Origin of the sequence: Novosphingobium sp. CCH12-A3 (assembly GCF_001556015.1) — a bacterium.
Taxonomy (GTDB): Bacteria; Pseudomonadota; Alphaproteobacteria; order Sphingomonadales; family Sphingomonadaceae; genus Novosphingobium; species Novosphingobium subterraneum.
In genome coordinates this window covers 1-7,114 of sequence record NZ_LSIA01000040.1, presented here as the reverse complement: position 1 = coordinate 7,114, position 7,114 = coordinate 1, and the positions used below count along the sequence as shown (strand labels likewise).

Sequence of the window (7,114 nt, the reverse complement as noted above, 5' to 3'; positions counted from 1 at the left end):
CGCCAGCATCCGGCTGATCTCGCGCACGAACACCCGGTCGCCCCGCGCCCGCAACGGCGGCAGGCGCAGCGAGCCCAGCGGCAGACTCACCCCATGGCTCGTTCCGCCATCGGCAATATCGACCAGTTCGAGGCTTCCCCCGCCAAGGTCTCCCACGATCCCCGAAGCCCCCGGAAAGGCACCAAGCACCCCCGTCGCGCTGGTCTCGGCCTCCTCGACGCCCGAGAGCAATCGCGGCTCGAAACCGATCTCGCGAATGCGCGCCAGAAACGCCGGCCCGTTGGTCGCATCGCGCGCCGCCGCCGTCGCCACCACGTCCACGCGCGGCACTTGCGCCAGATCGAGCAGCGCCTTGTAGCGCCGCAGCGCCGCCAGCACGCTGTCCACCGCCTTGTCGGAAAGCCGGCCCGTCTCGGCCACATGCTTGCCAAGCTTGGCTGTCACCTTCTCATTGAGCAGCGTCACGGGAGCACGCGGCGGCCCGCCATAGACCACCAGCCGCACGGTGTTGGAGCCGATGTCGATGATCGCGCGCGATTGCGCCCAATCGTAGATGGTGGTTTGAGCCTTCACTCAGCCACGGTTAGCCGCGCCGCGCCGCAACGCAAGCTTTGGAACCTTTCTTCCCTTGGAAAGCGCTGCACCGCGCCCGGAAAGCGACGGGTTGGTCATGAAATAGCCGTGGAGGTTGAACGAGGGGTCGCCCTTCTCGAACCGCTCGTACTCGCCGTCCGGTCCCAGTTCCCAGCTCTGTTCGGTATCCAGCAGGTTGGCCAGCATCACCTGGTCGAGGATCTGATCGTGCACCGTCGGGTTCTTGACCGGCACCAGCACTTCCACCCGCCGTCCCATGTTGCGGCTCATCCCGTCGGCCGACGAGATGAACACCCGCGCCCGCTTGTTCGGCAGGTTCGCGCCGTTGCCAAAGGCCCAGATGCGGCTGTGTTCGAGGAAGCGTCCGATGATCGACTTGACCTCGATCGTCTCCGAAAGTCCCGGCACCCCGGGCTTCAGGCAGCATATCCCGCGCACCACCAGCCGGATCTCCACGCCTGCCATGCTGGCAAGATAGAGCCGGTCGATAAGGTCGGGATCGGTCAGCTGGTTGAGCTTGGCCCAGATCATCGCCGGGCGGCCCTTCTTCGCCAGCATCACCTCGCGCTCGATGCATTCGTAAAGCCTCTCGCGCAGGTTGATCGGACTGATCGCCAGCAGTTCGGTGTGCTTGGGCTCGACATAGCCAGTCACGAAATTGAACAGCTGCCCGGCATCGCGCCCCATGCGCGGATCGGCGGTGAAGAACGACAGGTCGGTATAGATGCGCGCAGTAACCGGGTGATAATTGCCGGTGCCGAAGTGGCAGTATGTGCGATATCCGCCACCTTCACGCCGCACCACCATGCTCACCTTGGCGTGGGTCTTCCAGTCGACAAAGCCGTAGATCACCTGAACGCCGGCCCGTTCCAGCTGTGCCGCCCACATCAGGTTCTGCTCCTCGTCGAAGCGCGCCTTGAGTTCGACCACCGCCGTCACCGACTTGCCCGCCTCGGCCGCAGCGATCAACGCCGCGATCACGGCGGACTGCTTCCCGGCCCGATAAAGCGTCTGCTTGATCGCCACCACGTCAGGGTCGGCTGCGGCCTGCCGCAGGAAGTCGATCACCACCTCGAAGCTTTCGTACGGGTGATGGATCACCAGATCCTTCTCGCGGATGGCGGAAAAGCAATCGCCGTCATGCTCGAGAATGCGTTCGGGATAGCGCGGGTTGTATGGATCGAATTTCAGATCCTGGCGGTCCTCTTCGATCACGGCAGACAGCCCGCTGATCGCCAGCAGTCCCCGACTCTTGATGACCAGCGCATGATCAAGCCTGAGCTGCTGGCGCAGCAGCTTCTCGGCGTCGGCGTCGAAGTTCTCCTGCAGGTGCAGGAGGATCACCTTGCCACGCCGCCGCCGCTGGATGGCGGTGCGGAAGTAGCGCACCAGATCCTCGGCATCTTCCTCGATCTCGATGTCACTGTCGCGCAGCACGCGGAAGGTGCCGTCACCCAGGATCTTGAACCCCGGAAACAGCAGTGTCGCATGGCGCCGAACCAGTTCCTCGATCCCCACCCACGAAGCCCTGGGCCCCGGCAGACGCACGAAGCGCGGCAGGGCAGGGGGGATCAGGATCATTTCCGTCACTGCTGCGCCATCGGCGGTGCGCTGCAGCTGAAACAGGATGCCGGTGCCCTGGTTGGCGATGAATGGGAAGGGGTGTGCCGGGTCAATCGCCTGCGGCGTCAGCACCGGGACGACGTGCTCCTCGAAGTAGTCGCGCAGCCACTCGGCCTCGCCCTTGTTCAGGGCATCGTTGTCGATGATGCGGATGCCGGCCTCGGCCAGTTCGTCCTTCAGATCGGCCAGCACGTCCTGCTGGGAATCGATCAGGTCCTTCACCGCGTCGAGCAGCGCACCCAGCTGCTGCTGCGGGGTCTTTCCGTCGATCGAAAGTTCGTCGATCTGGCGGCGGACCTGCGCGGCGATTCCTGCCACGCGCACCATCATGAATTCGTCGAGATTGCTGCCGCTGATCGAAAGAAAGCGCAGCCGTTCCAGCAAGGGATAGTCGGGGTTGACTGCCTCGGCCAGGACGCGCCGGTTGAAGGCCAGCCAGCTCAGCTCGCGATTGAAGAACCGCTCCTGAACCGGCGGCAAGTCTTCAATCTGCACGCTGCATTCCCCCGCTGACATCTTAAAGGCCATTGCGCATCTCGCGTTACAGTCGCGTGACAGTCCTGTTCCGGATGATTGCTGTCAACTCATCGTCACGCCGATGTCGCTGATCTGACGCCGAATCTCCATCATCCTGCAACAGCCCGCGCCTAGCAGGCCCTCGCCACACCGATGTGGTCTATGAGGGATAACACCATGCGTATCGTCGCCGTGCTGCTCGCCAGCGCTTCGCCCATTGCTGCCTTTGCAGTGGCTGCCCCGGCTTTTGCCGCAGAAGACGTCGCCCCAGCTGCTGACGCGGCTGCCGCTGCGGATTCCGCCAACGCCGAAATCGTTGTCCTGGGTTCGGGCCAGACCCGCCAGGTGCAGGAACTTTCCACGCAGGAACTGACCATCCTCGCCTCGGGCACCAGCCCCTTGAAGGCCATCGAAAAGCTGCCCTCGGTCAATTTCCAGTCGGCCGACGCTTTCGGCAACTACGAATGGTCCACCCGCGTCACGATCCGCGGTTTCAGCCAGAACCAGCTTGGCTTCAATCTCGATGGCATTCCGCTGGGCGACATGTCCTACGGCAATGCCAACGGCCTTCACATCAGCCGCGCGATCAGCCCCGAGAACATCGGCGTGACGCGCGTCAGCCAGGGTTCGGGCTCGATTGCGGCACAGTCGACCAACAACCTCGGCGGTACGCTCGAGTTCTTCTCGATCGATCCCAAGGACGTGCCCGGAGCCGACGTGTCAGCCTCCTATGGTTCGGCGGAGACATACCGTGGTTTCGCCCGCGTCGCGCTCGGCACGGCTGACGGCGCGCGCGGCTACGCCTCGGTCCAGTATCAGGATGGCAAGAAGTGGAAGGGCGATGGCAAGCAGCGCACGTTCATGGCCAATGCCAAGGCCGTGCTGCCGCTGGGCGAAACCGTCGATCTCGATGGCTACATCAGCTATTCCGACCGCGCAGAGCAGGACTACCAGGATCTCAGCCTCGAGATGATCGAGCGCCTTGGCTATGACTGGGACAACTTCGGTCCCTCGCGCTATGCCGAAGCCATCAACATTGCCGATATTGCCGCGAATACCGGCTATAGCGGCGTCACGCCGACCAACCCCGCTGCAGGCACCACCTATCCGTCGCCGATCGTCATTGCCGATGACGCCTATTATGATGCTTCGGGCCTGCGCAAGGATACACTTGCCGCGCTGGGCCTGACCATCCAGACCGGCGATACCGGCAAGTTCGCCATCAAGGGCTATTACCACGAGAACGACGGACAGGGCACTTGGGGCACGCCGTATCTGGCCAGCCCGTCGGGCGTGCCGATGTCGATCCGCACGACCGAATACGACATCAAGCGCAAGGGTGTGTTCGCCTCGTGGACGGGCGAATTCGGCTTCAACAGGCTGCTCGTCGGCGGTTGGTATGAAAAGAACGACTTCATCCAGTCGCGCCGCTTCTATGGATACGAAAGCCGCACCAATCCGGGCCGCGATCACCTTGATTTCCAGCGCAACCCGTTCTTCACGCAGTGGTCCATCGCGTTCGAAACCGACACGCTGCAATACTACGTTTCGGACGATATCGACCTTGGCGATCTCAAGGTGAATCTGGGCTGGAAGGGCTATTCGGTCGACACCAACGCCTTCGCGCTGGTCAATACCAACAGCCGCGCCACCGGTGACCTAAAGGTCGAGGACTGGTTCCAGCCGCATGTCGGCCTGAACTACAAGTTCGGCAACGGTCTCGAAGCCTTTGCGGGCTTCACGCAGGTGACGCGCGCCTATCAGGCTTCCACCACCAGCGGCCCGTTCTCGTCAACGCAGGCTGGCTTCGATGCGATCAAGGACACGATCAAGCCGGAAAGCTCGGACACCTATGAAGCGGGCTTGCGGTACAACACCGGTATCGTGAATGCCTCGCTCGCAGGCTATTATGTCTATTTCCGCGATCGCCTGCTGGTCATCCCGACTTCGCTCGGCATCGTCGGGGCCACCAACGCCCTGCAGAACGTCGGTTCGGTTCGCGCCCTCGGCATCGAAGCGGCGATGGACGTGAAGCTGCCGGGTGGCTTCGGCGCCTTCGCGTCCTACAGCTACAATGATACCACGTACCGCGATGATGTGGTCATCACCGCGGGTGGCGTCACCACCATCCGTCCCACCAAGGGCAAGACCGTGGTCGATACCCCCAAGCACCTGCTGCGCGGCGAACTGTCGTATGATGGTGACACCGTGTTCGGCCGGGTCGGCGTGAACTGGATGTCGAAGCGCTACTTCACCTACCTCAACGACCAGTCGGTGCCCGGTCGCGCGCTCGTCGATGCCACCATCGGCTATCGCCTGAACATCGGCCAGCGCCAGCCGATCGAACTGCAGGTGAACGCGGTGAACCTGTTCGACAAGCGCTATGTCGCCACAATCGGCTCCAACGGCTTCGGCTTCAGCGGTGACAGCCAGACCCTGCTGGCAGGCGCGCCGCGTCAGGTCTTCGTCACGCTCAAGGCGGGCTTCTGATGATGCGCGGCCTTTCATCCGCAAGGGCCCTGATGGCGGGCGTCGTGCTGCTTGGCAGCATGGCGCCCGTCGTCGTTAAGGCCCAGGAAGCACGCAAGTCCGTCCTGCTGATCTCGATCGACGGTCTGCGCCCCGGCGACGTGCTTGAAGCCGACAAGCGTGGCCTCAGGATTCCCAACTTGCGCCGGTTCCTCAAGGAAGGGGCCTATGCCACTGGTGTGATGGGCAATCTTCCCACTGTCACCTATCCCAGTCACACTACGCTGCTCACCGGCGTCGCCCCGGCGATGCACGGCATCGTCAGCAACACCACCTTCGATCCCAGGCAGATCAACTACGGCGGCTGGTACTGGTACGCGCAGGACATCACCGCGCCCACGCTGTGGGACGCCGCCAAGGCGGCGGGCCTCACCACCGGCAACGTCCACTGGCCAGTCAGCGTCGGGGTCAAGTCGCTCACCTGGAACATGCCGCAGATCTGGCGTTCGGGCCACGGCGATGACCGCAAGCTGATCCGCGCGCTGGCGACGGACGGCCTCTACGAAGCGCTCGAACACGATTGCGGCGCCTATGCCGACGGGATCGACGAAGGTGTCGAGGCGGACGAGAACCGCACGAAGTTCGCCGTGCGCCTGATCGAGACGAAGAAGCCGGAGTTCCTGACGGTCTACCTCGCTGCGCTCGACCATGAGGAACACCTTTTTGGCCCGGGGAGCGCCGAGGCCAATGCCGTGCTCGAACGTCTGGATGCGGCAGTCGGCAAACTCGTCGCTGCCGAACTCGCCGCGCGCCCCGACGCGACAATCGCGCTGGTCAGCGACCACGGCTTCGTCGCCACCGACACCGAAGTGAACCTGTTCCGCCCCTTCATCGACGCTGGCCTCATCAAGCTTGGCGCCGACGGCAAGGTTGCATCGTGGGACGCCATGCCGTGGCCGTCGGGCGGCTCGATCGCCATCGTCCTCGCCCGCCCCGATGACGCCGCGCTCAGCGGTCTGGTCGGAGCACTGTTGGAAAAGCTTGCCGCCGATCCACAGGCGAAGATCGCAAAGGTCATCGACAGGGCGGAGATTGCCAGACTGGGTGGCAATCCGCAGGCCAGCTTCTTCGTCGATCTGAAGCCGGGCGCACTGGCAGGGAACTTTGCGGTCGACGCGCCGCTCTCAAAACCCTCGCGCTACAAGGGGATGCACGGCTATTTTCCGGCAATGCCCGAGATGCGATCGACTTTCCTCGTGATGGGCAAGGGCGTGGCCAGCGGGCGCAGTCTGGGCGAGATCGATATGCGCGCGATCGCTCCGACCTTGGCCAATGCTATGGGGGCGAAACTGCCCGATGCGCAGGTCCCTGCTGTGAAGGTCGGCGAATAGGCTTTGCCCTTCAATCTCCGGGGAGAGTTGGGGCTCTGCCCCGGAGAGTCGGGGTAGAGTTGCCCGAGAGTCCGCAAGAGTTGGAAAGCTCTCCGGATGGCGACCACGTTGCGGAATCTTGACGAGATTCGAATGCGTTGGCGCGACTCAGCAGGCCTGCCGCAAAAGTCTACGGCGCATTCCCGCTAACAATTGGCAAACCATGAAACGCGGCCTTTTTCGCACGATCGACACATTCCTGGGCGAATGCGCCCGCGTCCACGAAGACGCCGGCGACGCCTTTCCTTACCTCCGTCCCGAACTCTATCGCCGGCTTGGTTTTACCCCGGCTTACGAAGAATTGCCTTTTCGCGCAGATGCCACTGAGGCTGCGGCACGGCGGCGGGCCTGACGCACAAGAAAAAGAGCCCCCGCTTTCGCAGGGGCTCTGATGTTCTTGCCACAAGGCGTTGGGTTTACACCCTTTCCTTCAGCACCTCGGCCAGCGTCTCGCCCAGCAGCGAGGGCGAGGCGGAGACCTT

The 7,114-nt window shown here is 63.3% G+C and carries 4 protein-coding genes and 1 pseudogene; 3 read left to right on the top strand and 2 right to left on the bottom strand.

The features are described 5' to 3' along the window. Positions 1-573 (bottom strand): annotated as a pseudogene (locus AX703_RS03220) (exopolyphosphatase); the annotation flags it as partial. After that, positions 574-2,712: an RNA degradosome polyphosphate kinase gene (locus AX703_RS03215; protein WP_231735342.1), complete on the bottom strand. Its 2,139-nt coding sequence runs from the start codon at positions 2,710-2,712 to the stop codon at positions 574-576. A gap of 198 nt (positions 2,713-2,910) precedes the next feature. Here AX703_RS03215 and AX703_RS03210 point away from each other — a divergent pair, with 198 nt between their 5' ends. The 3 genes from AX703_RS03210 to AX703_RS03200 all read left to right on the top strand — a co-directional run bounded on the left by AX703_RS03210 (position 2,911) and on the right by AX703_RS03200 (position 6,984). Continuing rightward, positions 2,911-5,223: a TonB-dependent receptor domain-containing protein gene (locus AX703_RS03210; RefSeq protein WP_062342591.1), complete on the top strand. Its 2,313-nt coding sequence runs from the start codon at positions 2,911-2,913 to the stop codon at positions 5,221-5,223. Between the two features lie 2 nt (positions 5,224-5,225). Next, positions 5,226-6,593: an ectonucleotide pyrophosphatase/phosphodiesterase gene (locus AX703_RS03205; RefSeq protein ID WP_082734366.1), complete on the top strand. Its 1,368-nt coding sequence runs from the start codon at positions 5,226-5,228 to the stop codon at positions 6,591-6,593. Positions 6,594-6,795: 202 nt separating this feature from the next. After that, positions 6,796-6,984: a hypothetical protein gene (locus AX703_RS03200; protein WP_039337629.1), complete on the top strand. Its 189-nt coding sequence runs from the start codon at positions 6,796-6,798 to the stop codon at positions 6,982-6,984. Positions 6,985-7,114: the final 130 nt, after the last annotated feature.